General features: G+C 44.0%; 22 protein-coding genes. 5 read left to right on the top strand and 17 right to left on the bottom strand.

The features are described 5' to 3' along the window. Positions 1-38 precede the first annotated feature (38 nt). Together JNUCC22_RS09185 and JNUCC22_RS09180 are read left to right on the top strand one after the other, a co-directional pair. Positions 39-1,538 (top strand): cellulase family glycosylhydrolase, encoded by a 1,500-nt coding sequence (locus tag JNUCC22_RS09185; protein WP_216062292.1) that lies wholly within the window; start codon positions 39-41, stop codon positions 1,536-1,538. A 259-nt stretch (positions 1,539-1,797) separates the two neighbouring features. Next, positions 1,798-2,934 (top strand): alpha/beta hydrolase, encoded by a 1,137-nt coding sequence (locus tag JNUCC22_RS09180; protein ID WP_053104443.1) that lies wholly within the window; start codon positions 1,798-1,800, stop codon positions 2,932-2,934. Positions 2,935-3,805: 871 nt separating this feature from the next. Here the strand turns inward: JNUCC22_RS09180 and JNUCC22_RS09175 are convergent. The 14 genes from JNUCC22_RS09175 to JNUCC22_RS09110 all read right to left on the bottom strand — a co-directional run bounded on the left by JNUCC22_RS09175 (position 3,806) and on the right by JNUCC22_RS09110 (position 18,746). Continuing rightward, positions 3,806-4,015: a bacteriocin-like WGxF protein gene (locus tag JNUCC22_RS09175; RefSeq protein WP_032858823.1), complete on the bottom strand. Its 210-nt coding sequence runs from the start codon at positions 4,013-4,015 to the stop codon at positions 3,806-3,808. Between the two features lie 13 nt (positions 4,016-4,028). Then, on the bottom strand, positions 4,029-4,649 hold the full coding sequence (locus JNUCC22_RS09170; RefSeq protein WP_216062291.1) for an ATP-binding cassette domain-containing protein: 621 nt from the start codon (positions 4,647-4,649) through the stop codon (positions 4,029-4,031). Continuing rightward, a complete protein-coding gene (locus JNUCC22_RS09165) occupies positions 4,646-6,811 on the bottom strand; it encodes a DUF1430 domain-containing protein (protein ID WP_216062290.1) in 2,166 nt (721 codons plus the stop codon). Before JNUCC22_RS09165 ends, JNUCC22_RS09170 begins: the two co-directional genes overlap by 4 nt. 161 nt (positions 6,812-6,972) lie before the next feature. Beyond that, positions 6,973-8,598 (bottom strand): YndJ family protein, encoded by a 1,626-nt coding sequence (locus JNUCC22_RS09160; protein WP_216062289.1) that lies wholly within the window; start codon positions 8,596-8,598, stop codon positions 6,973-6,975. Beyond that, entirely contained in the window at positions 8,592-9,200 is a 609-nt protein-coding gene (locus tag JNUCC22_RS09155) for a DUF4166 domain-containing protein (RefSeq protein ID WP_043867165.1), read from the bottom strand. Before JNUCC22_RS09155 ends, JNUCC22_RS09160 begins: the two co-directional genes overlap by 7 nt. Further along, on the bottom strand, positions 9,197-10,012 hold the full coding sequence (locus JNUCC22_RS09150; protein WP_216062288.1) for a hypothetical protein: 816 nt from the start codon (positions 10,010-10,012) through the stop codon (positions 9,197-9,199). The genes JNUCC22_RS09155 and JNUCC22_RS09150 overlap by 4 nt, the downstream gene beginning before the upstream one ends. A 117-nt stretch (positions 10,013-10,129) precedes the next feature. Continuing rightward, on the bottom strand, positions 10,130-11,401 hold the full coding sequence (locus JNUCC22_RS09145; RefSeq protein ID WP_216062287.1) for an MFS transporter: 1,272 nt from the start codon (positions 11,399-11,401) through the stop codon (positions 10,130-10,132). 74 nt (positions 11,402-11,475) lie between these two features. Beyond that, positions 11,476-12,477: a substrate-binding domain-containing protein gene (locus JNUCC22_RS09140; protein ID WP_064107352.1), complete on the bottom strand. Its 1,002-nt coding sequence runs from the start codon at positions 12,475-12,477 to the stop codon at positions 11,476-11,478. An 83-nt stretch (positions 12,478-12,560) separates the two neighbouring features. Beyond that, positions 12,561-13,397 carry an SDR family oxidoreductase gene (locus JNUCC22_RS09135; protein WP_040238100.1) on the bottom strand — a complete coding sequence of 279 codons (837 nt, stop codon included), beginning with the start codon at positions 13,395-13,397 and terminating at the stop codon, positions 12,561-12,563. After that, positions 13,394-14,470 (bottom strand): mannonate dehydratase, encoded by a 1,077-nt coding sequence (gene uxuA / locus JNUCC22_RS09130; protein WP_040238102.1) that lies wholly within the window; start codon positions 14,468-14,470, stop codon positions 13,394-13,396. The genes JNUCC22_RS09135 and uxuA overlap by 4 nt, the downstream gene beginning before the upstream one ends. A 1-nt stretch (position 14,471) precedes the next feature. Further along, positions 14,472-15,107: a bifunctional 2-keto-4-hydroxyglutarate aldolase/2-keto-3-deoxy-6-phosphogluconate aldolase gene (locus tag JNUCC22_RS09125; protein WP_216062286.1), complete on the bottom strand. Its 636-nt coding sequence runs from the start codon at positions 15,105-15,107 to the stop codon at positions 14,472-14,474. 13 nt (positions 15,108-15,120) lie between these two features. Further along, complete coding sequence (locus tag JNUCC22_RS09120; RefSeq protein WP_216062285.1) at positions 15,121-16,140, bottom strand: zinc-binding alcohol dehydrogenase family protein; 1,020 nt, start codon at positions 16,138-16,140, stop codon at positions 15,121-15,123. Positions 16,141-16,169: 29 nt separating this feature from the next. Continuing rightward, positions 16,170-17,126, bottom strand: a complete 957-nt coding sequence (locus JNUCC22_RS09115) for a sugar kinase (RefSeq protein WP_032875057.1) — start codon at positions 17,124-17,126, stop codon at positions 16,170-16,172. 201 nt (positions 17,127-17,327) lie between these two features. Continuing rightward, the gene (locus tag JNUCC22_RS09110; RefSeq protein ID WP_007410311.1) at positions 17,328-18,746 is read right to left on the bottom strand and encodes an alanine/glycine:cation symporter family protein; all 1,419 of its coding nucleotides are present in this window, start codon (positions 18,744-18,746) and stop codon (positions 17,328-17,330) included. Between the two features lie 375 nt (positions 18,747-19,121). Between JNUCC22_RS09110 and JNUCC22_RS09105 the strand changes: the two genes are divergently transcribed. Next, entirely contained in the window at positions 19,122-19,475 is a 354-nt protein-coding gene (locus JNUCC22_RS09105; RefSeq protein WP_216062284.1) for a hypothetical protein, read from the top strand. A 24-nt stretch (positions 19,476-19,499) separates the two neighbouring features. Then, on the top strand, positions 19,500-19,625 hold the full coding sequence (locus JNUCC22_RS19625) for a hypothetical protein (RefSeq protein ID WP_007410313.1): 126 nt from the start codon (positions 19,500-19,502) through the stop codon (positions 19,623-19,625). A 52-nt stretch (positions 19,626-19,677) separates the two neighbouring features. Here the strand turns inward: JNUCC22_RS19625 and parC are convergent, their stop codons facing one another. The 3 genes from parC to JNUCC22_RS09090 form a co-directional block, all read right to left on the bottom strand. Continuing rightward, on the bottom strand, positions 19,678-22,101 hold the full coding sequence (gene parC / locus JNUCC22_RS09100; RefSeq protein WP_216062283.1) for a DNA topoisomerase IV subunit A: 2,424 nt from the start codon (positions 22,099-22,101) through the stop codon (positions 19,678-19,680). 2 nt (positions 22,102-22,103) lie between these two features. Beyond that, the gene (gene parE / locus JNUCC22_RS09095) at positions 22,104-24,071 is read right to left on the bottom strand and encodes a DNA topoisomerase IV subunit B (protein ID WP_007611767.1); all 1,968 of its coding nucleotides are present in this window, start codon (positions 24,069-24,071) and stop codon (positions 22,104-22,106) included. Between the two features lie 423 nt (positions 24,072-24,494). Next, entirely contained in the window at positions 24,495-24,902 is a 408-nt protein-coding gene (locus JNUCC22_RS09090) for a CoA-binding protein (RefSeq protein WP_007410316.1), read from the bottom strand. A gap of 151 nt (positions 24,903-25,053) precedes the next feature. On the opposite strand from JNUCC22_RS09090, the gene plsY reads away from it, so the two are divergent. Then, the gene (plsY, locus tag JNUCC22_RS09085; RefSeq protein WP_007410317.1) at positions 25,054-25,635 is read left to right on the top strand and encodes a glycerol-3-phosphate 1-O-acyltransferase PlsY; all 582 of its coding nucleotides are present in this window, start codon (positions 25,054-25,056) and stop codon (positions 25,633-25,635) included. The last annotated feature ends 65 nt before the right edge of the window (positions 25,636-25,700 follow it).

Raw genomic sequence — 25,700 nt, 5'->3', positions numbered from 1 at the left:
AAAGAGCCAAAATGATGCGAAGGAGGAAAAGATCAGATATGAAACGGTCAATTTCTATTTTTATTACGTGTTTATTGATTACGGTATTGACAATGAGCGGCTTGCCGGCTTCACCGGCATCAGCAGCAGGGACAAAAACGCCAGTAGCCAAGAATGGTCAGCTTAGCATAAAAGGTACACAACTTGTAAATCGAGACGGCAAAGCGGTACAACTGAAAGGGATCAGTTCACATGGATTGCAATGGTATGGCGATTTCGTCAATAAAGACAGCTTAAAATGGCTGAGAGACGATTGGGGCATCACCGTTTTCCGCGCGGCAATGTATACGGCAGACGGCGGTTATATTGACAACCCGTCCGTGAAAAATAAAGTGAAAGAAGCAGTTGAAACGGCAAAAGAACTTGGGATATATGTCATCATTGACTGGCATATCTTAAATGACGGCAACCCAAACCAAAATAAAGAGAAGGCAAAAGAATTTTTCAAGGAGATGTCAAGTCTTTACGGAAACACGCCAAACGTCATTTATGAAATTGCAAATGAACCAAACGGTGACGTGAACTGGAAGCGTGATATTAAACCGTATGCGGAAGAAGTGATTTCCGTTATCCGCAAAAATGACCCCGACAATCCCATCATTGTCGGAACCGGTACATGGAGCCAGGATGTGAATGATGCTGCCGATGACCAGCTAAAAGATGCAAACGTCATGTACGCGCTTCATTTTTATGCCGGCACACACGGCCAATCTTTACGGGATAAAGCAAACTATGCACTCAGTAAAGGAGCGCCTATTTTCGTGACGGAATGGGGAACAAGCGACGCGTCTGGAAATGGCGGTGTATTCCTTGACCAGTCGCGGGAATGGCTGAATTATCTCGACAGCAAGAAAATCAGCTGGGTGAACTGGAATCTTTCTGATAAGCAGGAATCATCCTCAGCGTTAAAGCCTGGAGCATCTAAAACAGGCGGCTGGCCGCTTACAGATTTAACTGCTTCAGGAACATTCGTAAGAGAAAACATTCGCGGCACTAAAGATTCGACGAAGGACGTCCCTGAAACGCCAGCACAAGATAACCCCACACAGGAAAAAGGCGTTTCTGTACAATACAAAGCAGGGGATGGGCGTGTGAACAGCAATCAAATCCGCCCGCAGCTTCACATAAAAAATAACGGCAATGCGACGGTTGATTTAAAAGATGTCACTGCCCGTTACTGGTATAACGTGAAAAACAAAGGCCAAAACTTTGACTGTGACTACGCGCAGATGGGATGCGGCAATCTGACCCACAAGTTTGTGACGCTGCATAAACCTAAGCAAGGTGCAGATACCTATCTGGAACTGGGGTTTAAAACAGGAACGCTGTCACCGGGAGCAAGCACAGGGAATATTCAGCTTCGTCTTCACAATGATGACTGGAGCAATTATGCACAAAGCGGCGATTATTCCTTTTTCCAATCAAATACGTTTAAAACAACGAAAAAAATCACATTATATCATCAAGGAAAACTGATTTGGGGAACAGAACCCAATTAGTTAAGCTTTAGGCGGACATCAGCAACGATGTCCGCTTTTATCATCTTAAACAGCAATACAAGGAGGTTTACGTGGCGGATGAAACTCTGAAACAGTATATGGGCCTGTACAAATGTTGTTAGCAATCTCAAGAAAGCCAAGGAGTAGATATGATTCACTGAACATATGATGTAATTGTTTCACAGTTTTGAAAAGCGTTTATAGCGCAATGTGTGTATTTCACATCCGCCACTTTTATTACGTAAGGGGGAACAAGAGAATGAAAAAGTATGACGCATTTCCAGAGCCAATTGGCGGCTATACTGTCGGCCGAACCCAGATGGATTTTGAGTACACGGCATCAGATCATACAAAAAGAGAACTGACGGCGTTTGTGTACTATCCGTCCGACAGCAGCGAAGGGAAGACTACATCAGCGTACATGTTTCCTGAAGTCTGCGAAATGCTTGATGAGCAGCCGCTTCTCACTGCGTTGAAGGATGCTTACTCTATAGATATCAAGACCCAATGTTACGACGACCTTGCTCTCTCCGGGAAGGAAAAACGCTATCCGGTGTTATTCTATGTTTGCGGCGGGGGCGGTTCTCCAGAATGGGGTACAGTGATCTGTACAGACTTGGCAAGCATGGGATATGTTGTAGTAAGCATCGGCCATCAAAATAGCACGATGTATAAGCGTAAAGATGGGCGCCTGTTTAATGTATCAAAGGATTTTTCGGATGTCATTATGGCGTTTTCTGAAGATCCGGAGATGCTGGCTTTGGCTGGTAAGATGGAGATACGGCCCGACGATGAAACTGCCATTGAGATGTGCCAAAACGTGCTTACACTGCCGATACTTGACAAGTTAACAGAGTATAGTGAATTACAGGCAGAAGATGTAAGGTATGTAGCCGATTATCTTGTCAAATTGGATTCTGGAGAGCTGAATTCCATCTTTAAGGGCAGATTGTTGCTTGATATCGGCATGGGCATAGTCGGACATTCTTATGGAGGGCCTACGACGGCGATTGTTTGCCGGGACGACGAACGGTTCATCTGCGGGATTGGCTTGGATAGCGGAGCGTTCGGCCTTCAGGGCAGCGACCTTAAGAAACCCTTTTTGCTGCTGTTTTCTGAACCGAACTATAACATGAATGCGATCATTGGCGCTAACAATAGCATGGATACCTATTATTTCTCTGTTGATCGTGCTGCGCATTTAGATTACTGCGACATCGTGTTTACCAGTGTGAATGAGGAACTTAGAGGCGAACGGGATGCCATGGAGATGCGAAATCTTGTTACAGACTATACGAAGAACTTTTTTGATCATTACATACTGCAGAAGGCTGCAAATGTGGAAAGTCTGGCATACGATGGCGTGGACTTGATCAAGAAGACCAGCAACAAGTGACATAACCGATTAAAATACTCAAACTGAAAAACCTTTATGACCAATTTAATTTATTAAGGACGTAGAGGTTTTTTAATATTACCTTACAAAAAGGGGATGTTCTTAGAATATGGATCCACTTTTATATTCTCTTCACAATTTCTAGTTTACATAATATATATTCTAGGAAGTTAAATCTTTTGATGAAAATTCTGTCTCGTTATCTTAAGTATACTTAGTTGGTGAGACAGAATAAGAAAAATAGGACATATTACGATTTATCTTCAGTATATATTATGAATAAGACATCTTCATTCATATACATAACAAACTCCGCCTTCTGTAGTTACACACTCAAAATCTTCCCAATAATATTTTCCTTCACTGTCTCTAAAGAAAATTCTTACAGTATCATTACCAACACCAAGCCATCTGTATTCTTCAACCTTATCATCAAATTGTTTGTTTCGAATTGGGATTAAATTTCCTGGTTTAGTTGCTGCCTCAGCTGCTTGCTTGTACTCCAGATACTAGCAAGGCCCCACCAGTGCTGTAGCTCCTGCTATCTTCTTGAATTTACTTTTTAACATTTTTATTGCCCCCTTTTGATTTGTTGCCTGCTGCTTACTCACTTAGCAGGCAATCTGATTTTATCACCTTGCAAGAGGGAAATTTGTCATATTTTGCAGATGAGAGTATTACTTTCGGAAAAAATACAAAATTATGTAAATTCTTTTCCATTCTTGAATTCTGAGACTTTTCGGAGGGCTTCTGATAGCGATCCTCTTTGCAAATGTGCTTACATAAAAAAAACCGGCGTGCTGGGCCGGTCTTTTCTTCTAGACAACATGTCACCTTCTTGACTGCTTGGTGAGGATGCATTAAGACTTTATTAAGCTTCGTAGTTTCTGCTGTTTGAACCTAAATTCCTAAAAAGTAAAGAAGAAAGCAGAGCTAACACAAAATAAACAACAACGAATCCGCCCCAAAAGAAGATAGCCTGATCAAATGGGAAGCCAAACACTCTAAAAATGATTCTGTGTACCACTCCGGCAATAATGACCAGGATGCTTGCCGATAATGCAAAAGCAATGTGTTTCAATTTAAACCTCTCCTTATGAAAGATTGATCACTCTATCCGAACCATTGGCGATTTCTTGATCATGAGTAACACAAATAATCGTTTTCCCCATGCCTTTTAACTGATGAAATAAAGACAAAATAATGTTTTTATTATGCTCGTCTAAGTTTCCTGTCGGTTCATCAGCCATGATAATATCACAAGGTTTCAAAATAATCCTTGCGAGAGCTACACGCTGCTGCTCTCCGCCACTCAGTTGATAAACCTTTTTCTTTAAAAAGCTTTTATCCAGGCCAACCATTTCTAAAGCTTCTGTCAACTTTTCTTTCTTAAAGTCTTTTGCATAAGCCGTCGAAAGCTGTAAATTTGTTAATACTGTTTCATTGTCCATAAGCACGTAATTTTGAAAGATATACCCTAAGTTTTCTCTCCTTAGTTTCATCACCTCTGTAGGTTTAGGATTTCGAAAGCCTAAAATTTCAACATTTCCTGAGTGTGGAGTATCAAGAAGACCTATGATATTTAGCAGGGTAGTCTTCCCTGAACCGCTCTTACCAACAATTGAAACAAATTCATTTTCTTTTATCTGAAGAGAGAAATTCGAAAGAACAGGTTTTTCATCAAACATCTTTGATATGTTGTTGAGTGTAATCATATTCTATCTCCTTTTAAGATCTTATGCATGTTTTTCTTGTTTAAATAGACACTCAGGAAATAAAGAATAAGCAGCTCGATTACAATAAACAGCGCGATGAAAATTGTTAATTCGAAGATTTTGTAATAAATACTGCATCCTAAACCTATAAGGCAATTGGTTAAAAGAGAAAAGATGATTAAATTTTTATTTCTGACCCAATATGAATATCCAAAAAGCTCTTTAAGGTACAGCCGATATGCATTTGCGCTGTAATACGACCAAATATAAGCAACAAGAAAGGCTATGGAGAGGATAACTGTTATTGTTAGTTCAATTAAATTCTGCAAGAATTGATTCTGAATTCTTGCTATACCGTCGCTTAGTTCTTGATAAACTGAGATTGATGAATCAATTAGATCTCTCGTATTGGTCTTCTCCAAATAAGGAACTATGCGGTCATACGCCATGCCTTTTGATGAATCTGAAAAGAATAAACATGAGGTTGAGTAAGCCCCTATAACAGATGGATCAACGTTGTCCGTGAAAATTTCAGCTATTGGATCAACAATGTTATTTTTATTGCCGGCATCCCCAAACTCACTATTAAAGGTGAAATACTCCTGCCTATTTTTAGTATAAATGATGTTGATTTTCAATTCATCTTTTTTGAGGGTGTTTAAAGGTTGATTCATCTCCTTGTTATACATATTATCTAATTCAACTTTGTCAAAGAAAAAGTGATCCCTGTATGCAGCTATTATTTTTTCTTTATATTTTTCATACTTTTGTGGGACAAGCAGGTTCAATGTATTTGAATCAACCCTTAATTGCTTTTGGCTTATGGCTTCCCCATTAGCGCCGATAATGGGATTCACCTTTAAATAATTAGGGCTGATTGTAATGCTTCGTCCAGAAGGAGAGTAAATTTCATTTTTCTTTGTCGTATTTAAGGTGTAAAAATAAACAGGTTTTTTTCCATCTTTCCTTAGTACAGCATAGTTATGTGCATCAATGACGAACGCATTTTTATGCTTCTCTAATTGATGATACAACGCTCGTACTTTAACATTTTTCTCCCTGTCTAATTTTAAATCACTATAGTCTATCCCGGTATATGCAAAGCTTGTCTTATAAGTGTTTTGTGTCTTTTTCCAATACGATTGATTATCAAGCTGCTGTTTGAGATCAAATACGTTAGAAAGTGAAAACGCAACAATATTGAAAAGCAATATCGTGACAATAATTTTAAAGCCTACAGATAACCATTGGAATTTTTTGATCGGTGTGCTGCCTTTGATCGAGCCACTAATGTCGCTGTTGTTATACAAGATTAAAGTAACAATGACGGTGTATACCATCATGATAAGCGCACCAATCACCGCGTTTCTAATGTAAATCCTAAGATATGCAGCCAACCAGTCATTTAAATTGAAAGAAAAAGCTAGTAAAGCCACAATAATTGCGCCGCAAAATATGATTATAATTAGAGGTTTTAAAAACATTGCTGGGTAAGAAAGCAGTGTTTTAACCTTGGAATACCCCCATAACTTTTGCAGCAGAAGCCGTTTGCGATTTTTAATTACAAAATAAAGGACACCAATAAACAAAATCAGCATAGAGAGCAACACTAGCATAAGCAAAGTTTTGTTAAACATAAAAGCAGTATTCTCAGTGATGTCATCAAAACTTACTTCACCATAGTCAGCAAAAAGGTTTTGTGCTTTCTCCAATACCTTGTCATCGTTAGACGAAATATAAAATTTTCTTCCTATGCCTATATTCTTTATTTGATTGAAATCAATATATCTGATTTTCCATGTCGAGAGTGGAAAAGTAATGCTGCCGATCATCTTCTGCTCTGAATGGCCTCTTAGAAAATTTGACACAAGTTTATTGCCGTTATGTATTGATGGTTCATTTTCAGTGTTTGTAGAATAGATGTTTAAGCTCTTTTCATCCAAGAAATTGTATTGAGAAATGTTCACTTTGTTTTCTTTTGAGAAGGCGACCAATCTCTTTACAAAGTCCTCACTTTTAAATTCTGAAGTATAATTGATTATCAATGCTTCTTTATTTGAGAATAAAGTGTAATAGATTTGTTTGTTAAGAGTGTAATGATAGCTTGACATATTCATTGAGAGCAAAACCAAAATGAACAATATGTAGATTGTTTTCTTCATTGGACAGCCTCCATAAAAAGAAATCCGGTGCTGTCTTGTATTCAAGTTTGACCACACCGGAAGAAAAATTAAAAAATCACTTTGCTATCGTTTTCTTTATTTTGTATTCCAATAAGCCTTGTTTCCGAACCAAGTTCGATACACGGAAGCGTAGATACCCTTCATCTTTTTTCTTCCATTCGGTTACCCGCGGAAGCATGAGTGATCCGATAATGTACAGTTAAAAATTTCAGTCCGAACAGCCACATATGATGAACGGCCTTCAGGCTGGTTTCGCTCTGGGCTGAAATAAGAAATGTCTCTGCCAGCGGAAGATGACACGCCCCCCATTTCGTCTGCAGATAAATCCCTTCATCACCCGCTCCGCTTTTTCGCCGTCTGCTTGTCAAAACAAGATTCTGCTTACACGCATAAGGTTTTAAAATGCCCGTCATTTGGCCGTACGGCAGCGGAAGAGAGATATTCATGTATCCTTCCCCTTTTGACCTGTACGCTGAATACAGCGCAGTAAAAACGGTTTCCTGCTTTTCATTTGTTCTGATCCACGCACGGACGTTTGTTCTGCCATCTTTGTCAGAGTCAACTCCTATAATATCACTGTGCATGATATACCAATCCGGATTCATGGACAGGTGAATCTGCCCCGCTCTTCTGCTGAACGGCTCGTACATGCGCGCGAACGGACGAAACCATCTGCTCCACGTCACTTTTGCCATGATGTCATAATCAATTGTCTCTTCATAAAAGGAAATAACGGCCGGCGCCAGTTTTTCAGTTGAAAAGTCTTCAGAATGCAGTTCTCTCATCTGATCCAGAAGGCCGGAATAATGGATGTCATTTGCTGCATGAATATCAGTCAAAAATTCTTTGCCTATCGTTCTCTTCCCGTAAATACGGCTGAACGTTCTTTCGCTGCCCTCAGCAAACGGTCTCGGATTTTCCAACCTCCACCCCGCCAAAGCCGGCAGGATAACGCCGAATGCATTGACGGCCCCGTGAATCCAAATCATCTGGCTGATCGTGAGCGTTGCCTCCTCGCGGTAGACACCGTACGAATATATCAAAGAAAAAGCAATTGTGATCATTAACACAGCCGAAGAACTCCTGATCAAGACCCTTCCTGTTTTCGTAACAAACGGCCCCGTAAAGACGAGATATGCATTTACATACAGACCCGCCAGATACAGAGCGACAGCAATCACATCAAGTGTCTTTGAAAATGTAATCCCCAAGGCAATAAGGATCGGCGAAATCAAAATAATGACCGTGCTCCACTGGTAAAGTTCGCGTTTCTCCCGTATGATCCTGCCGAGCAATCCGTTAAAGATCGGAATGAGGAAAGCGGAATAGTGAAAGTGCACCGCCGTCAGCAGAACGATAAGCGGGCCGAAATTCATGACGGGAATCTCAAGGACATATGCGAAGAACCAGAATCCGCCCCCGGCCAAATAAATGAAACCCGCCATAACAGACATCTCTTCTGTTCTGTGAATATTTGTTTTCATCAGCCGCCGGACAGCATACAGTGCCAGCCCAAGCGTATAAATGAGCCACACAAAGGCAAAAAAACTGAAGTCTGTGACAAGCGCAAGCGCCGCACATATAGCGGCAACAGGATAACTCCGTAACCACACATTCTCTAACCGAAAAGCAAAGCAGAATACAGCGGGAACGAAAAAAAGTACGGAAAATAAAACAAACGTTTCAGCAGCTGATATATGCGGAGCTTCAGCCGCCGCAAATCCCAAAAAGCAAATCACGCTTACCATGAGATGACGCTTCAGCATGTTTCTCCCTCTGTTTCCCGGAAAGTCCCCCGGTAAGAGAAAAGCGTGCCGAGTATCCGATTTTTCACATGAACCTTTATGCTGAAGCAATTCATTTCCTCATCATAAGCCTCATAAACGGTTGAACTGCCGCACAGCCATGCCGGAAGCGGGATTTTCTTTCCGCCTATCAGGAGCCACTGCCTTCCGGATGTAATAACAAGCCCTCCGTCTGAAGACGCTTCTAAATGCAGTTCAGACAGTAGGATGTGAGGTTTTCCGAAGTAATCAAGAATTCTGTTTTCCCGCTCATCGTATTCCATGACCGCATCAAAAAAACGCGTTTTGCCTTTGAAGAAAAAGGTACGATTCCATTCCACGCCATTTTGCCTGTTTTTGTTTTCGATAGTGAAAGGGATATCGTTTCCCCTCTCTGAGAAAAAACATCTGAAAAAAACACCTGTCTTTAAAAGCATTCTGACAAGAAAAGAACCTCCCTTTATTTCTGACATAACGCCTTCTCCGCAAAACGTGCGTGATCCGTCAAATCTGTACCGTTTCTGCAGCATCGGGTGCAGTGATTGATAATGTGTAATCGCTTTTTCATACATTGAATCCGTCATTTCACTTCTCTCTTTCGTTTTGTATGCCAGGCGCTCGGCAGCTTGAGCTTAAGAATCATTGCGGCTATCGTAAGCACTCCTAATGAGATCACGAATCCGCCGCCGGAATATAGCAGTGACGTTACACAAAAGAAGACTGACTGCCCGGCGTAAATCAGCCACTTTCTCCGCATGGGAAACAGCCATAATACCCCTAACCCTGTCTCCAGCGCTCCCCTCACGATCTCTGCATCGGCACAGCCATCATGAAAGCCTTGAAAAAACCAATACAGACTGAATACGAGACACATACAGACATAGACAAATCCGAAACGGACTGATATCTTCGGATGTCTGTTTTGTTCTATCCAAAGCCGCAACGCATCAAAGCTCCAAGCGGTAGCCCAGCTTAGCAGAGGACGAAATAAAAAACGGTCTATCCAACTTCCCGGCAGACCGCGGGCCGTTTCATATTGATATTGAGTCAAAAATGCGGTTTGTCCGTTATCCCGCTCTATATACTTCCAGTAGCCCCTGCCTTCTTTTATAAGTGACAGCGGATGATCAGAGGCAAAAGCGAGCGAAGACACTCTTTCTGACGAGCGAGACCTTATGTCACCTATTGATTCGCCCGTGCCGGATACCTTCAGCCCAAAACCGATTCGTGTTTCATATAGAAATCTCTGCGGTTCATCTGGCAGCCTATGAAGATATGTAATGTCAGAAAAACGCAGATCCCATTCCTTATGAAGATGCGGGTTTTGCGTATATTCCCAAAGCGTTTCTATATCAGATGCAATATTGATTTCGACATATATCGGCTTCTGTTTCATGCCCCTCCTCTTCCCTTCTTTTGTAAACAATTCCTATATTATCATAGGAACAGATCAAGCGGCAGAACGAAAAGGCCATCCCGTTATCGGCAGGACAGCCTCAGTGACTTTGATGACTTATGAATAAGGTATCGTGTCTTTTTTATCTTCAGAAGCGGGTTGAATGATAATCGGACGCACGAAACGGATTACCGCAGCCGAGGCCAAAACGGCTAATCCGCCTGCAAGCAAAAACGCCCCCGAGAATGATCCGCTTTTGTCCGCGATAAAGCCGGTTAAGGCAGGCCCGATAATACCGGCCGTGTTTGCAAGAAAATGCATAAAGCCGCCGACTGACCCGACATTCCTTTGATCAACCACATCATGAATCACCGCCCAATAGATAGAGCCCGTTATATATAAAAAGAAAACTGATAAAGCAACGAGAATAACGGCACTTACGGTAGTGGTAACAAGTCCGGCAAATCCGATCAGTACAGCGGAAGCGAACAGACAAGTGACAAGAATGACTTTCCGTGAGAACAAAACCCCTTTTCCGGCGGTTTTTTTGAATACATAATCGGAAATCATTCCGCCTGCCGCCAAACCGATAAATCCAAGAATCCAAGGAATAACAGTCACCACGCTCATAAATTCAACACTTAAACCGCGTTCTTTCACCAGATAGCTCGGAAACCATGTTAAGAAGAAAAATAAAATGTAGTTGTAGGCGAAAAAGGCAAAAGCCGTGAAGAGAATCGTTTTTTGTTTCAAATAAAAGGTCATCGGGATATGCTGCTCATGCGGTTGAATCTCCGCTTTCATTGCCGGGGCGTCTTCCGTCGGCGCCGGCCGTTCTTTGACAAATTTAAACCAGATGACCGCCCAGACTAAACCGATGATCATGATCAGGACAAAGGAAACTTTCCAGCTGAACGCCACAGCAATCATCCCGACAATCGGGCCGGAAATCGCCCCGCCGAGCGGCGTGCCGCTGTTTGTCAGGCCAATGACCGTGGCGCGCTGAGACGGAGGAAACCAATTGTTGACCATTTTGCTTATGGCAGCCGACAGCGGCCCCTCCCCCATACCGAATAAAACACGGATAATCAATAGACTTACAAATCCGAAAGCAAGCGCAACCGCTCCGCTGAAAAGAGACCAAACGATCATCGCCGTACACAATGTCAATTTAGCCCCATACCGGTCAGATGCAACACCGCCGAGAAAGTTAAACACAGCGTATCCGACAGAAAAACTGCTGAAAATCAGCCCCATTTGGGTTGCCGACAATGTGAGATCCTGCTGTATGAACGGCGCTGCAATAGACAGCGCTGAGCGGTCTAAATAGTTAATCACCCCGGCTGAAAATAAAAGAAGAATAATAGGGAATCTATCTTTTGAGAACATAAAATCCCCCTCTCATTTCATAATATTCAGACATTTAAATTGCCGGAGTAAACCGATTTATGCAATGAAACCGGTTATCCGGATTGCCTTGCGAGCAGCGCCGGTTTATAGCGGTGAATCCGTTTTTCACCGCCACCTTTTTCTTGTATCTGGCGAAGAAGAAGGCTTCCCGCTTTTCGCGCCATTTCTGCCGCAGGCTGGATGATCGTCGTAATCGGAGGAGTAAAAAAACCAGCAAAAGGAACTTCATCAATTCCGATGACGGCTGCCTTATCCGGAATTGCCATATCATGCTCCTTCATATACTTCAGCACCTCAACAAGAACGATATCGTTTGCCGCCAATATCGCTTTCGGAGGCTCCTCAAGTGAGAACAGCTCTGACAAAACATTGGAAATATCAGCTGCATCGGCTGTTTTGATATATTCGTCCCGCACCATCATACCGTGGCGGTCAAGCGCCTTCTTATACCCTTCAATCCTTTCTACCCTCGGACTGATTTCCCGAATAATAGACGTCGTAATAATCGCGATTCTCTTAATGCCGCTTTCGATAAACCGGTCAACGGCAAGACCGGCTGCATGATGGTTATCAAGCATCACTGTCGGAATTCCGAGTTCTTCAATGGTTCTGTCCATAAACACGACCGGAAACGTATCGCGTTTCATCTTTTCATATAAAGAGAGATTTTCGCCCGTCGGAAAAATAATAATTCCGTCCACCTGCTTAGCCCGCAGCATTTCAATATATTTCTTTTCTTTTTCCGGTTCATCATCCGCATTGCAGACAATAATATGAAATCCTTGTTCATGAAAATAGTCTTCCACCGCCCTGATGACCTGAGTGGAAAAAGTGTGAAGAATATTAGCCACCACCACACCTACTGTAAATGTTGATTTCTGTTTTAAGCTGCGGGCAACGAAATTCGGCTGATAGTTCAGCTCTTGAATGGCCGCTTCTATTTTTTGTTTCGTTTTCTCGCTCATATAGTCATAGCGCTGATTTAAAAATTGAGATACGGTGCTTTTAGATACGTTTGCATATTTCGCCACATCAGAAATTGTAATGGTTTTCATAGACTCATCCCCGTCTGCCTTCATTTTTCACTAGTATAAGTCAGAAGTAAATGGTTTACAATCTGACAGGGACATGGATTCTGTCACACTCCGGAATAAGCCATAAAACCTCCGTCGACGGGAACGGTGACCCCGGTGACAAAGCCCGAGCATGAATCATCCGAAAGCCACAGGAGCGTTCCCAGAAGGTCTTCCGGTTTCCCGAAACGTTTCATCGGTGTATGTGCCATAATCTTATTGGATCGGTCTGTCAGACTTCCATCTTCCTGTAATAACAACCCACGGTTTTGCGCTGTCAAAAAGAAACCCGGAGCGATGGCATTCACCCGCAGCCCTTTTTTTGCGAAATGAACAGCCATCCACATCGTAAAATTCTGAATCGCCGCCTTGGCCGCGCTGTAGGCGGGCACCTTTGTCATCGGTGTATACGCACTCATAGAAGAAATATTAATAATCGCGGGACATTCCGCCTTCAAAAGGTCTTTTCCAAACACTTGCGATGCCAGAAATGCACCGGTAAAGTTGGTTGAAAATACGCTGGAAAACCCCGTTTCGTCCATATCAAAAAATGATGTGCCCTGCTCATCCTCTTCATACGTCTCGCTGGCAGTGATCGCATCAGGGTGGTTTCCCCCGGCTCCGTTAATTAAAAGATTGACAGAACCGAACCGGCTGATAATCTCGTCTTTTGCCTTTTCGAGCGAATCACGGGCTGAAACATCAGCCGGTACAGAAACCGCGGTTCCTCCAGCATCAGCAATCTCGTTCGCCGCACGCTCTGCTTTATCAGCATTCCGGCTGACGATCGCAATTTTCATCCCCTGCCTTGAAAGCTCCTTTGCCATTGCTGAACAGAGAACACCGCTCCCGCCTGTTATGACAGCGGTTCTTCCTGATAAACGTTCATGAATCGGTCTCATCCCTTCACCCCTTTCTCATGAGACGAGAACGCATCCCACAGCCCGTTCAAGTACATAATTCCTAAAGCACGATCATATAAACCATAACCCGGCCGGCATTGTTCGCCCCAGATATGACGGCCGTGATCAGGCCGTACATATCCTTTATAGTCTTGGCCGTGCAATTCTTTTACCACACCGGTAATATCAATGGACCCATCACTGGTAAGATGCGAAGTTTCCGTAAAATCACCGTTATCGCAGATTTTCACATTTCGTATATGGGCAAACGGCGCAACTCCCGCATAGTGTTTGGCGATCTTCACCATATCATTGGCGGGATCCGCTCCCATCGAACCCGTGCACAACGTAATACAGTTGGCGGGTGAATCTGAAATCTCTCGCAGCTTTTCATAACTTTTCTCACCGGTGATAATACGGGGCAGGCCAAAAATTGACCAGGGCGGATCATCCGGATGAATGGCCATTTGAATGCCGTGTTCCTCCGCTACAGGAAGGATTTCATGTAAAAAAAATTCTAGATTGGCCCAAAGCTGTTTTTCACCGACCGTTTGATAGGCCTCAAACAGTTCCTTGATCCGGGCCATTTTCTCCGGTTCCCACCCGGGAATCGTCAAATCAGAAGATTTTTCAACCGTGCGGATCAGTTCCTCCGGAGGGAGACTTTCCACTTTCGCTTTTTCAAAAAACAAAGCGGTTGACCCATCTTCCAGCGCGCGGAACATATCGGTACGCGTCCAGTCAAATATCGGCATGAAATTGTAACAGATGACTTTCACGCCGAATTCGGACAGATTGCGAATGGTCTGTTTATAGTGCTCAATATATTGTCCGCGTTCTTCATGACCGAGTTTAATGGCTTCATGAACATTCACGCTTTCCACGACCTCTGCATGAAACCCATAGGATTGAATGTATCTGACTTCCGCCTCAATGTCCTCCTTTTCCCATACTTCGCCCGCGGGCTTCTGGTGAAGAGCCCAGACGATGCCTTTGACCCCGGGAATTTGTCTGACATGTTCAAGAGTCACCGTATCATTACCTTGGCCGTACCAGCGAAACGTGATATTCATGTTACACCCCCGTATATTCGTTTTTTCGGCAGACGTATTCTTTGCTGAGGGATACGGCAGCTTCATAGCCGCCCTTTTGATATGCTTTTGTCAAGTCGCTTCCCACACCGACCGCGACCGCTCCGGCAGAGAGCCAGTCATTCATGCTGTTTAATGAGATACCCCCGGTCGGCATAATGCGGACATTCGGCAGAGGGCCGTTGACCGACTTGATAAATGAAGGGTCAAACGAATTAGCGGGGAACAGCTTTACCACATCACATCCGGCTTCGAGCGCCAAAGCCATATCAGACACGCTCATGCATCCCGGAAGATACGGTACGCTGTACTGGTTGCATAGAGACGCTATCTCTTTTACAAAATGAGAGCTGACGATAAATGAGGCGCCTGATAAAATGGCGTGTCTCGCCGTTTCTGTATCCATTACAGAACCGGCTCCAAGAAGAATATCTTGATGCCGGAGTTCCTTAAAGACTTCTTCCACTTCAGGGGTTGTGTATGTAAGCTCAATGGCGCTGATACCTCCTGAAATGGCCGCTTTTGAAACTTCAAGCGCCTCTTGGCTGTTTTGTCCCCTTATGACAGCCACCACTTGTGCATGCAGAAGTTTTTCGTAAATGGCGTACCTAGGCAGCATTCTCGCTCCTCCTTTAATCAAACGTAATGATTGCTTTTCCCGCCTTGCCCGGGTGCTGTTCGATCAACTGAAATGCTTGATGGACGTCATCTGCTGAAAATGTATGTGTAATAAGACCGCCGTGCGTTAACAGGCCTTTATTCAGTAAGTCTGTAATGTACGGAAACTGATTCGTCTGCAATCTTGAACCGGTTATCGTGACTTCCTTTTTTGTGATCGGAAGCTGAGAAATGCCGGCAGTCCTCTCATCAAAACCAAGCACAACCACATGACCGGCCGGAGAAACCGCGTCAATGGACGTTTCAAACGTTGAGGGGAGACAGACGGCATCAATGACGACATTGGCGCCTTCATTTTTTGTCCATTCGTTCACCCGCAAAACGGGATCTTCTTTTTGCGCGTTGACGGTAACGTCCGCACCGTTTTTTTCAGCGAATACCAAGCGTTCCTCATTCAAGTCGGTTATCATGACGGAAGCGCCTTTGAACTTTGCCATTTTTAATATGCAGATTCCGATCGGTCCCGCTCCCTGAATCAAAACGGTATCTTCCTTCTCGACTCGGCCTCTCCAAACGGCCTGGGCGCCGATCGTATATGGTTCTGCCATGACCGCTTCCTCCCAGGGCAGATCGGGCGAAACGGCATGCAGCTGCTTTTCCGGAACCACGATATATTCCCGCATCCCGCCATCTTCATGAACGCCGAACACCGAAAGCGCTTTGCAGACGTTCGGACGTCCTTTCCGGCAGGCATAGCATGTTCCGCAATAAGATATCGGTTCAACCACTACCCGGTCACCTGGCTTGAAACGCCGGACATGAGAACCGGTCTTTGCGACTTCCCCTGTGACTTCATGTCCGATTACTCTCGGCAGGGACGCTAACGGATTTGTCCCATGATAAATATGCAAATCTGATCCGCAAATTCCGACCCGCTTCACCTTGACAAGAACATCATCCGCATGGACAACAGACGGTTTCTCACATTCCGTCACCACCAGATCAAATGCTTTCCGTACTAGAACCGCTTTCATTTTCTCACCCGCTTTTTAAGTTGTGCTTGCTACCGTTCAATCACAGTCTCTTTGTTTACAAATGACAGAACCTCTTCTAGATAGGGAAGCCCTTCATTGTCACCGGAAACTGTGGTGACGAGCGCACCGACCGCATTGGCAAACTCCAGACGTTTTTCCGGTTCAAAACCATGCAGATAACTGTACAGGTAGCCGGCATTAAAGCCGTCACCCGCTCCTACCGTGTCAACAGGCGCAACCGGGAAAGCCTCTTTGTGAACCCACTTATGATCATGATACAGCGCAGAACCTGCTTCACCGTCTTTTATGACAAGCTGACTGATTGAATAGGTCTCTGCAAACCGGGCTAATGCTTCATTTTCCCCTATACCTGTCAGCTGTTTCATTTCGTCCCGGCCCGCCAGAAGAATATCAGTATGCGGAAAGATTTGATGAAATGCCGCACGCGCCTCCTCAATCGTCCACAGCTTCAGCCTGATATTCGGATCAAAAGATACGGGAATCTTTCTTGCTTTGGCGATGGAAAGCACCCTTTCAGCAATTTCAAGGTTTTTCTTATCAAGCGCGAGGAACACACCGGTAAGATGAACGATGTGAATGCCGTCAAACATATTCTCTGTTATATCTTCCGGTGCAAGAGTCAGAATTGGTGAATTGAAACGGTAATAAAACGTCTTGCCTGAACCGTCATTTCTGATCTCTTTGACATTTAAAGATGTAGGAAAGCCTTCAACATAGGAGACGTCAGTCACATCAATTCCTTCTCCTCTGGCAAACTGATAAATCACTCTGCCGAACTCATCCTTCCCCAGTCTGCTGACCCACTTTGAGTGCAGATTCAACCTGGCGCATGCAATCGCAAAATTCAGTTCAGCTCCTCCTGCTTTTCGTTCAAAATGGGTAACAAAACGCAAAGGCCCTGTGCTTGCGGGATTTAAGGTGATCATCGCATCACCGATCGTAAAAATGCCATAATCAGAAGCCACATCAATACTCCTTTCTTTTAAGACTAAATCGGTTTGGTAAACCGGTTTAGTAAAACTTTATATGAAAACCCTTACACACGCAAGAGAAAAATACAGTAAATTCAAAAAATCTATTTTCGGTAAAAATAACCCGGTTTTTCACATAAAAAAACCCCTCACAACAAAATGTAGGGGTTTTTTGAAAATTGTATACATGTTTCCTTAGTTAGCAGTCTTACGTTCGGGGCTTGTACCTTCTTCTTCCGCCCATGTTTCAATATGCTTGAGCTCCGGAGTATTCTCGGCTTTGAATACGGGATCAAGACCTTTTTTGCGCTGAGCGGCATAATCCTTATAGATCTTGTAGGCTACATTACTCAGCAGTAAGATTGCCACTAAGTTAATGAGAGCCAACAGTCCCATAAACAAGTTTGCCATGTCCCAGACGATCTGGAAGTCAGCCAAACATCCGTATACCACCATTACTACAACGAATACGCGGTAAATATTAAGCCATGTTTTGCTTGTTTTAATAAATTCAATATTCGTTTCACCATAGTAATAGTTGCCTACGACAGAGCTGAATGCGAATAAAAACATCGCAATCGCAATAAATGTCGGGGCCCAGCCGCCGAGGTGGTGCTGCAGTGCGGCTTGTGTCACTTGGATGCCGTCGCCTTTAGGCGTAAAGCTGTACAATAAAATGATAAAAGCAGTCGATGTACAAACGATAAATGTATCAAAAAACACGCCGAGCGTCTGAATTAATCCCTGCTTAGCCGGATGCGACACATGTGCAGCCGCTGCGGCATTCGGCGCGCTTCCCATACCCGCTTCGTTAGAAAACAGGCCGCGCTGCGCTCCGATAATAATGATGCTTCCTAAGCTTCCGCCGACGATCTGTTCAAGACCGAACGCATTTTTCACAATCGTAACAAACAGCTCAGGTACCGCCGTAATATTTACAATCACGACATACAGCGCGATCAGAATATACATACCCGCCATGACCGGAACGATTAATTGCGAAACGGAAACAACACGTTTCAGACCGCCGAATATAATGAAAGCCGTTAATACAGCTAAAATGATTGCGATAACTGTTTTATTCACATGGAATGCTTCGTCAAACGCGACAGAAATCGTATTTGACTGCACGGCGTTAAAGATAAGTCCGAAAGAAACGGTAATCAATACGGCGAATAAAATACCGAGCCAGCGGGCGCCCAGTCCCTTTGCCATGTAATATGCCGGACCGCCGCGGAATTCGTCACCGGAACGCACTTTATACAGCTGCGCCAAGGTACTTTCCACAAAGCTGGAAGCCATACCGACAATCGCTACGATCCACATCCAAAATACTGCGCCGGGACCGCCTGTTGCAATCGCCAGCGCGACGCCGGTCAAGTTTCCGGTTCCTACACGAGAAGCGGCTGAGATAAAGAATGCCTGCATTGAAGACACTCCTTTATTTCCTTGCGGCTTCTCCCCGACGATTCTGAACATTTCAATAAAGTATTGGAATTGAATAAAGCGAAAACGGAACGTAAAGTACAATCCGATCCCGACTAAAATATAAACAAGATACTTCCAAATAAAATCATTTGGAACATTTATGATTTCACTGATGAAAGCCTCCATGTTTAACCTCCCTTTTACATATCTTTTACTGTCATTTTTGCTGCATATGTTAGATCTTTTAACACAACGAGTATTATTATATCACAACAACAGTGGTTGAGAAGTTTTTTTAAGAAAATGTTTCGGTTTCTTCATCACGTCTTTTGCTGTCATGCCCCGTTTTTTATCTTACAGCCCGAAAAATGTTGTCACGTCATAAGGAATGCGTGCATATCATAACAAATAGGCCTTTAAGAAAAAAGAGATGAAAAGATGGATGGAATGGTATATACTTAACCAGGATAATAATTTTTTAAATTTAATAAATATGTTTACTTTACATTTAAATTAGGGTATTATAATAAAAATATTCAGACTTATGAAGGGGGAGAACATTTGAAAAAAATCTTGTTTTTAAAAGCTTCTATTTTATTTTTAGCGATTGCAAGCTTTCATTTGCTCTCCATTCCCCATGCGTTTGATACTGCTCATCATTTTAAAGCGGTAGCCGACCAGCAGGAAATGCACGAAATGAAGGCCGGCCAAAATGCTGATGATGAGAAAAAATCGCTGACGGGCTCTTATATCTTGACGGCGCTTTTTGCCGCTTCTGTCTCACTGATCGTGATATCAGACAGGAGACGCCCCGCTTCCCGGAGAAGACAGCGAAAGAAAAGCTTTTTAATCGCTAAATTTTATCAGTCCTCGTATTTCGATGAGCTTCATGTTGAACATCGCCTATCTATGTAACATAAAATGAGGAGGTTGTTAAACATGTTGTTTATCTTACGAATGGTGATTTTAGGGTTGTTTTCATTCACGGCATTGAATTTATTTGTATGGCAGGGAATCGAAGTCATTCACGCTATCACTGACTTATTCGGCAACCATGAAAGCTAAATAGTAAAACCTCCGCTCAATGAGCGGAGGTTTTTTTATTTTATTTTTACTCTTAAACATCAGACGCGGGGATACGCCATACATCTGTTACCGGCCCTGTCTCATCTTCATCGGTAAAGAAGGAACCGTTGCTGTATCGGTCATTCGCCCGCAAGGACTTCACGGCGATTTCGATTCTCTCGCCTTTTTCTGTTTCCGCAGCGATCATGTCGGCCAAAGCGCACGCGAATACGCCGACTGCGCGATGCGGGTTCTTTTTAAGCTCACGCAGCATGATGACACCGCGCTTCGCTCTGGATGTTTTTTCGAATTCAGATAGGTTCATCCGCTTGATTGCTCCCCGCTGTGTGACGAGGATAAGCGAATCTGTCTCATGCAGGATTTGTCCTGATACGACGGTATCACCGTCTTTTAAATTTATGCCCTTTACGCCGGCCGCACGGGCACCGACTACATTTACTTCATCTTCACCGAACCATAAGCCGTACCCGAGGCGGGTGGCGATAAACAGCTGGCTGCCGCCGTCTGTGACATGAACATCAATCAGCTCGTCGTCCCCTTTAAGGTTAAGGGCAACAAGCGCTTTCGAGTAACGCTGCGCTTTGTAATGCGTCATTTCAGTTCTTTTCACCATGCCGTTTTTCGTCATAAACAATAAATATGAAGATGGATCAAATTCTTTTACCGGTATAGCTTTCACGATGGTTTCATCACGGTCAATCGTGATGATGTTCGTTACGTGCTGCCCCATGTCTTTCCACCTGATATCAGGAAGCTGGTGAACCGGACAATAAACATAGCTTCCCTTATTGGTAAAGAGCAGGAGAACATCCGTTGTATTCATTTCAAATTGGTGAATCAGCCTGTCAGTATCCTTCATACCGAAATCCTGGCCGTTAGAAGCGGCAAATGACCGCTGGCTTGTTCGTTTTACATAGCCGTCTTTTGTGACTGTCACATATACGTCCTCAGAGGCAACCATGACTTCAAGATTGATTTTAATTTCCTCAATCTTTTCTTCAATGACAGACCGTCTGCTGTCAGCATAGGTCTTTTTCAATTTTTTCAGGCTGCTTGTAATGACTTTTAACAGCTTTTTATCATGACTTAAAATGGCTTCGAGCTCCTGAATTTTCTTGCTGAGATCTTCCGCCTCCTCTTTTAGCGCCGTAATATCCGTGTTTGTCAGACGATACAGCTGCAAGGATACGATCGCTTCGGCCTGCGGCTCCGTAAATGCGAATTTAGACATTAAGTTTTGCTTCGCATCTTTCTTGTCGCTGCTTGCCCGGATGACGGCTATGACCTCATCTAACACAGACAGTGCCTTCATCAATCCTTCAACGATGTGGTGCCGCTCTTTTGCTTTTTGCAATTCAAAGACGGAGCGGTTTGTCACCACTTCCTTCTGATGGGAAATATACGCATCCAGGATGGCCGTAAGACTCATCAGCATCGGCCGGCGGTTATGTATGGCGACCATATTAAAGTTATATGTTGTCTGCAGATCAGTGTTTTTATATAAGAAATTCAGGATGCCTTTTGCATCGGCTTCTTTCTTTAACTCAACGACCACCCGAAGCCCCGTGCGGTCAGTTTCATCCCGGACTTCAGAAATGCCTTCGACTTTTTTGTCTATGCGGTATTCGTCCATTTTCTTTACGAGATTGGCTTTGTTTACTTCAAACGGAATTTCTGTAATGACGATCTGCTCCCGTCCGCCTCTTACGGATTCCACTTCAGCCTTGCCGCGGATAATAATTTTGCCTTTCCCGGTTTCATAAGCCTTCCGAATGCCGTCGACTCCTTGAATAATGCCTCCTGTCGGAAAGTCAGGCCCTTTAATCACCTGCATCAAGTCATCGACGGTGCAATCCGGAGATTCAATCCGTTTAATGACGGCATCAATGACCTCACCCAGATGATGAGGGGGAATATCAGTCGCATAGCCCGCTGAAATTCCGGTTGATCCGTTGACAAGCAAGTTAGGGAACATGGCGGGCAAAACAACCGGTTCTTTACTAGTGTCATCAAAGTTCGGAACGAATTCAACCGTATTTTTATCGATGTCACGCAAAAGCTCTGACGCGATAGAAGACAATCTCGCTTCCGTATAACGCATGGCAGCCGGCGGATCACCGTCAATGCTTCCATTGTTGCCGTGCATCTCAATCAGCACATTCCGCACTTTCCAATCCTGGCTCATCCGCACCATCGCTTCATAAACAGAGCTGTCACCGTGCGGATGATAATTACCGATAACGTTTCCGACCGTTTTCGCCGCTTTACGGAAATTTTTATCGAATGTATTTCCGTCCGCGTGCATGGCGTATAAAATTCTCCGCTGCACCGGCTTTAAACCGTCACGAGCGTCGGGCAGCGCCCTGTCTTGAATAATGTATTTACTGTAGCGTCCGAAACGGTCGCCGATTACTTCTTCTAACGGTAAATCATGAAATAATTCTGGCTGTGCCACTATTAAACCTCCTCAGCGACCGACAAGTTTTCATTTTCTAAAATATTGCTTTCCTCATCTAATCCGAAGGCAACATTTTTTTCAATCCATTTTCTTCTCGGTTCTACTTTGTCTCCCATTAATGTCGTTACACGGCGTTCTACCCGTGCCGCATCGTCGATCTTGACTCTGACGAGCGTTCGCGATTCGGGATTCATCGTCGTTTCCCAGAGCTGGTCTGCGTTCATTTCTCCCAACCCTTTATAGCGCTGGATGGTATACCCTTTGCCGACTTTCTTTAAAACGCCGTCCATTTCTTCGTCGGACCAAGCATATTCAATAATCTCTTTCTTACCGCTTCCTTTGCTCACTTTGTAAAGAGGCGGAAGGGCGATGAAGACTTTTCCGTGCTCGATTAAAGGTTTCATATAGCGGTAGAAAAACGTTAACAGCAAGACTTGAATGTGCGCGCCGTCGGTATCCGCGTCCGTCATGATGATGATCTTGTCATAATTGATGTCGTCTATCTCAAAATCTGCGCCGACACCGCCTCCGATCGCATGAATAATCGTATTGATTTCTTCATTTTTGAAGATGTCTGCAAGCTTTGCTTTCTCTGTGTTGATGACCTTTCCGCGAAGGGGCAGCACGGCTTGGAATTTCCGGTCTCTTCCCTGTTTTGCAGAACCTCCCGCAGAGTCTCCCTCCACCAGATACAATTCATTCTTCGCCGGATTTCTGGAACCGGCCGGTGTGAGTTTTCCGCTCAGCGTCGCTTCTGATTTTTTGCGCTTTTTGCCGCTTCTCGCTTCTTCTCTCGCTTTACGGGCCGCTTCACGGGCCTGGCTTGCTTTAATCGCTTTTTTGACAAGCAGGGTTGCTGTATCGCGGTTTTCTTCCAGGAAATAAGCAAGATTCTCGGAAATGACGGCATCCGCGGCGGATCTCGCCTCACTTGTGCCAAGCTTCCCTTTCGTCTGGCCTTCAAATTGCAGCAGTTCCTCCGGGATACGCACGGAAATGATTGCGGACAAACCTTCCCTGATATCGGCGCCTTCAAGGTTCTTGTCTTTCTCTTTTAAAAGGGCGACCTTTCGCGCGTACTCGTTAAACGCTCTTGTCATTGCCGTTTTGGCTCCTGATTCGTGGGTGCCGCCGTCCTTTGTTCTGACGTTATTAACGAATGACAGCATATTTTCTGAATACCCGTCATTAAACTGAAACGCGAAATCGACTTCAATGTCATGATGCTCGCCTTCAAAGGAAACCACTTCGCATAAAGCGTCTTTTTCCTCGTTTAGATAAGCGACAAATGCTTCAATTCCGTTCTCATAATAAAATACTTCTTTTACGCCGTTCCGTTCATCAATTAATTCTATTTTCAAACCTTTTAACAAGAAAGCCGATTCGCGCAGACGTTCTGACAGCGTGTCAAAATTATAAACCGTTGCGCTGAACATTGACGGATCAGGTTTAAAATGGGTAAGCGTTCCTGTTTTTTTGGTCGTTCCGATTTTTTCAAGTGAAGTCACGGGCTTGCCGCCGTTTTCAAACCGCTGTTTATACACATATCCGTCACGCTCAATAGTAACCGTCAGCCACTCCGATAATGCGTTTACGACAGATGCACCGACACCATGCAGACCGCCGCTTGTTTTATAGCCGCCCTGTCCGAATTTCCCCCCGGCATGCAGCACGGTGAAAATAACTTCCGGCGTCGGCTTTCCGAGCTTATGCATCCCGGTCGGCATTCCGCGTCCTCTGTCCTGTACGGAGATGCTGTTGTCCTTATGTATCGTTACGATAATATGATCTCCGTAGCCGGCAAGAACTTCATCGACGGAATTGTCGACGATCTCATATACCAGATGGTGCAGGCCGCGTGCGTCCGTCGAACCGATGTACATTCCCGGTCGTTTTCTGACGGCTTCCAGGCCTTCAAGCACCTGTATGGCATCTTCGTTGTAATCAAATTGCTGTTTTCTAGCCAAACGTACAAACCCCTTTCAAAAAACCTGCTCTTAATCATTTTCTTTTTTAAATGTTTTCATGTCTTTGTTTTTCAGTATGCGCAAGCTTCGGTCCAATTCTCCTCGGACTCACAATTATAACCAATATGCTTGATTTCGCAACATATTTAAGCGAATGGCTCGTTTTTTAGGCCGCAAGACATACATTCGAACGGCTTTTCATCTTTCTGGTGCCCTTTTCAGCGAATAAGAACATGAGTTCGCTTTCTATTATATAGCTTTATGCCGGCCATCGCAAACAGACTGTAAACCCCTGTATAAAGGGGTTTCTAAAAAAGCTGTTCATGCTTTATTGTATCTGTTTCATCATCATACGCAAAGAGTATTCTTTCAATAAAAAAGCAAAAACCCCTGATTTGCCAAGGATTTTTGCCTTTTTTGTTCCTATTTTATAACAGCGCGGGCGACTTTTATACATAAATCCATAACAGCCGTCCGTCCTTTGTCTGTAATCATGCGATACGCTTCTTCATTTGCAAGGCCCTGCTGCGCCCAAAAAACGGGAGCGTCCGTCTGTAAAAATTCTTCAGCGACGCCGGGAAGCTGCTCAGAGCGTCTGAACACATTCACGATATCAATCGGTCCCTCCACGTCTTTTAATGAAGCGACGGCTTTAACGCCAAGCGCCTCATCAATCGTTGGATTGACGGGAATAATTTCATACCCTTCATCCTGCATCGCTTTGGAAACCATGTAAGAAGTCCGGTCGGGACGGTCTGACAGCCCGACGACTGCGATCCGTTTGCTCCGGTCCAGGATTTCTTTAATCTCTGATTTTGAAGGATTTTGCATCTTTACCATCTCCTTTTGATATATTGTACATGACCGCTTCGCCGGAATCAAAAAAAGCGCTTTGTCAGCTTAATTCTCAAAAAACTTGTCATCAGACGGTAACAACTCGTGTTAAAATAGAGTGAAGGGACATTGAAAAGGAGAAATGTAGATGTTGATTGCTTTATTGATTATTTTGGCCTATGTAATAGGCAGCATCCCGTCAGGTTTAATCGTAGGCAAACTTGCGAAAGGGATCGATATTAGAGAACACGGAAGCGGCAATTTGGGCGCTACAAATGCTTTTCGCACGCTTGGCGTTAAAGCGGGATCTGTTGTCATCGCAGCCGATATTTTAAAAGGCACCTTGGCCGCGGCGCTCCCATATTTACTGCACGTCCCCATTCATCCTCTTCTCGCAGGGGTGGCAGCAGTAATCGGCCATGTATTCCCCGTGTTCGCAAAGTTTAAGGGAGGCAAAGCCGTAGCCACATCAGGGGGCGTCCTGCTGTTTTATGCTCCGCTGTTATTCGTTACGATGGTTGCAGTATTTTTCGTATTTTTATTCCTTACGAAATTTGTTTCTCTGTCTTCAATGTTAACAGGGATTTATACGATTATTTACTGTCTGTTTGTAAAAGACCCTTATTTATTAGTCGTAGTGACGCTCTTAACCGCGTTTGTTATCTACAGACACAGGGCAAACATCAAACGGATTATAAACAAAACAGAACCGAAGATCAAATGGTTTTGATGAAACTTCAATTTTGACATCAAAATGCCATATGCGTTTATAATAGAGATAATTTCTTTATATGA

Source organism: Bacillus sp. JNUCC-22, from assembly GCF_018861275.1.
Classification (GTDB): domain Bacteria; phylum Bacillota; class Bacilli; order Bacillales; family Bacillaceae; genus Bacillus; species Bacillus velezensis.
Note: the sequence above shows the minus strand (reverse complement) of the source record. Positions and strands in the feature narration are given on the sequence as shown.